Genomic DNA, 3,224 nt, shown 5'->3' on the forward strand with positions numbered 1-3,224 from the left:
TCGCCGTGGGAACGGGACTTCGGCGATGTGCGGGGCGACTCCGGGATCAGGCTGTACCGCGCGGTGGCCGACGGTCACTCGGGGCCGGCAACGGGTCCCTCCCTACTCCCGCCCCGATGCCACCACCGCCAGCACCCCCACCAGCACGGCCGTGACCAGCAGGGGGATGCCCAGTCCGTGGTGGAGCACCAGCCACGCGCCGAGCGCGGCGCCCGCCACCATCGCGACGACCGCGCCGGAACGGCGGGGGGAGCGTGTCCCCGGCCCGCCGCCCGCGGGGGAGTCCGCGGCGAGGCCTGTCAGGGTCATGGTCAGGACGGTGGTGGTGATGTCGGGGACGCCGAGCCTGCGGACCGTGGCGTTGCGCAGGCCCATCGCGAAGGCCGTGACCGCGATGACCGTGTAGACGGTGGCCGTGTCGTCGGGCGCGACGAAGGCGACCACCGCGGACACGCCGAGCAGGGCCGCCTCCGTGGCGAGGGTGATCCGGGCCCATCTGCGGCGCGAGCCACGTCCGAGGCGTACGGCGATCCGGCCGCCCGCCGCCGCGCCCACCACGAACGAGGCGAGCGACGTCACGGTGTGCGGTACCGAGAAGCCGGGGGCGCCGGCCGCGGCGAAGCCCAGTACCACCACGTTGCCGGTCATGTTCGCGGTGAAGACCTGTCCGAGGCCGAGATAGCTGACGGCGTCGATCAGTCCGCTGACCAGGGTCAGCGCGAGCAGTACCGGCACCAGGCGGAGTCCGCGGTCCTCGGGGGCGGGGGCGGACCCTTCAGTCTCTGTGCTCACCGGCCCAGTGGACCATGTGCGCTCCCTCTGGACGACGAAGGACGACGAAGGCGGCGGTCCCCTCCACGAGGGGACCGCCGCCTTCGTACGTCAGTCTGCTGTCAGCCGGCTCAGTACCAGCCGTTGGCCTGCCAGAACGCCCAGGCGCCGGTCGGGCTGCCGTAGCGCTCGTTCATGTACTTGAGGCCCCACTCGATCTGGGTCTCGGCGCTGGTCTTCCAGTCGGAGCCGGCGGAGGCCATCTTGGAGCCGGGCAGGGCCTGGACCAGGCCGTAGGCGCCGGAGGAGGCGTTGGTGGCGTCGACGTCCCAGCCGCTCTCGTGCTCGACGATCTTGCTGAACGCGTTGTACTGGGCGGCGTTCGGGATCATCTGACGCGCGATGGCCTGGGCCTCGGAGGCCGAGGAGGTGGTGGCCGCCTGAGCGGGCGCCGCGGTCAGCACCAGACCGGCGGTGGCGGCGGCCATCGCGACGGTGGTGATGGCCTTCTTCGGAGAAGCGATGCGGCGAACGATGCGGGAGACGGACACGGAGAACCTTTTCTTCGGGGACAGGGAGTCGCGGGTATGTCGTGACCGCGGTGAGCGGCGGTGACATGCGTTGGCGCCGAGGCCCGGGGGCGGGTCGGCGCCGTGCGACGTTGTCCAGAGAAACAGGCTCGGAGCCCGTCCGCAATGACCCCTTTTGCTAGTTGTGGTCGTATGTGGGTCGGGAGGGGTTGGTGTGACCTGGCTCTCAAAGTGCAGGTCAGGGGCGGTTATGTCGTGAGCATGGCGTCCGAAATGTACTACTAGGTTAGATAGTTCGTGATGTGGGTCATGTGGGGTGCTTCACCGCTCAACGAGGCTCGAATGTGACCGCGGTCTCGAACGCCGCCCGCCGGGTGGCTCTGCGTAGCGCCCTGAGTACGGCCGGACCGAGCAGGAAGGTCAGGACGACCGTGCACACCGCCCGGCCCAGGTCCCAGCCGAGGGAGGTGGCCAGGCAGTAGGCGAGGAAGCGGGCCAGGTTCTCGGGGACCGGCTCTCCGGGGGCGAAGGCGATGTTCGAGGCCAGCGCGCCCATGAAGGGCCAGCCCGCGAGGTTCATCACCGTGCCGTAGGCGAAGGCCGCCACAAAGCCGTACAGGGCGAGCAGCCGCAGCTCCGCCCGGCCGCGGACCCGGTCCGGCAGCAGGCCCGCGCCCATCGTGAACCAGCCCATCGCCATCATCTGGAACGGCATCCACGGGCCCACCCCGCCCGTCAGCAGCCCCGAGGCGAACATCGTCGTCGAGCCGAGCGCGAATCCGAACCCGGGACCGAGCACCCGGCCGCTCAGCACCATCAGGAAGAACATCGGCTCGATCCCGGCGGTCCCGGCGCCGATCGGCCGCAGCGCGGCGCCGGTCGCGGCCAGCACGCCCATCATCGCCACCGCCTTCGGCCCCAGCCCCGCCTCCGAGATCGCCGCCCCGACCACGGCGACCAGCAGCAGCAACAGCCCCGCGAAGAGCCACGGCGCGTCCTGGGTGTGCGCCCCGACCTGCGAGCCCGGCGGCGCGAGAAACGGCCACCCGAAGGCGGCGACGCCAACCGCGCCGGCGAGGGCGAGGGCGGCGACGGAACGGGGGCCGAGGCGGATGGCCTTCACGGACGTCACGCGGGGTCCTCCTTGAGGGCCTTCCGTACCTGCGCCACCGTGAGCCACTTCTGTGGGGCAAGGATCTTGCTGACCTGCGGGGCGAAGGAGGGGGAGGCCATGACGACGTCCGCTGCCGGGCCGTCGGCGATCACCTCGCCGTCGGCGAGGAGGACGACCCGGTGGGCGATCTCGGCGGCCAGTTCCACGTCGTGCGTGGCCAGGATGATGGCGTGGCCCTCCGTGGCGAGCGCCCTGAGGGGCGTGATCAGGCGGGCCTTCGCCGCGTCGTCCGGGCCGCGGGTCGGCTCGTCGAGGGGGGGCAGGGGAGGGCGGGCGGTGAGCACGACGGCCAGGGCGAGGGCGAGGCGCTGGCCCTCGGAGAGGTCGCGGGGGTGGGTGTCGTCGCTCACGCCCGGGAGGAGCTCGGAGACGAGGGTGCGGCAGGTGCCGGGGGTGGCGTCCGAGTCGGCGTCTGCGGCGGTGCATTCGGCGGCGACGGTGTCGGTGTAGAGGAGGTCGCGGGGTTCCTGCGGTACGAGGCCTACGCGGCGTACGAGGTCCTTGGGGGCGGTGCGATGGGGTACGGCTCCGGCTACCTGGACCGTGCCGGTGGAGGGTTCGACGAGGCCTACGAGGGTGTTGAGCAGGGTGGACTTGCCGGCGCCGTTGCGGCCCATGAGGGCGATGGTCTCGCCGGGGGCGACGGTGAGGGTGATGTGGCGGAGGGCTTGGACGTGAGCTCGGCGGACCGAGAGGGCTTGGACTTCGGCGGCGTGGGGGGATGGGGAGGGGGCTGGGCCTTTGACACA

General features: G+C 71.8%; 4 protein-coding genes. All 4 read right to left on the minus strand.

Translation table 11 applies throughout. The features are described 5' to 3' along the window. Positions 1-102: 102 nt before the first annotated feature. Positions 103-792, minus strand: coding sequence for a YoaK family protein (locus HLK59_RS49160; protein ID WP_171148199.1), 690 nt, complete (start codon positions 790-792; stop codon positions 103-105). Between the two features lie 110 nt (positions 793-902). Then, complete coding sequence (locus HLK59_RS49165; protein WP_171148200.1) at positions 903-1,322, minus strand: transglycosylase SLT domain-containing protein; 420 nt, start codon at positions 1,320-1,322, stop codon at positions 903-905. A gap of 307 nt (positions 1,323-1,629) precedes the next feature. Further along, the gene (locus HLK59_RS49170) at positions 1,630-2,433 is read right to left on the minus strand and encodes an ECF transporter S component (RefSeq protein WP_346780008.1); all 804 of its coding nucleotides are present in this window, start codon (positions 2,431-2,433) and stop codon (positions 1,630-1,632) included. Continuing rightward, positions 2,430-3,224, minus strand: a 795-nt coding sequence (locus tag HLK59_RS49175; RefSeq protein ID WP_171148202.1) for an ATP-binding cassette domain-containing protein, incomplete at its 5' end; no start/stop codon positions are given. The genes HLK59_RS49175 and HLK59_RS49170, both read right to left, overlap by 4 nt.

The sequence above is a fragment of the Streptomyces sp. S3(2020) genome, from assembly GCF_013044505.1.
In the GTDB taxonomy this organism is placed as follows: Bacteria; Actinomycetota; Actinomycetes; order Streptomycetales; family Streptomycetaceae; genus Streptomyces.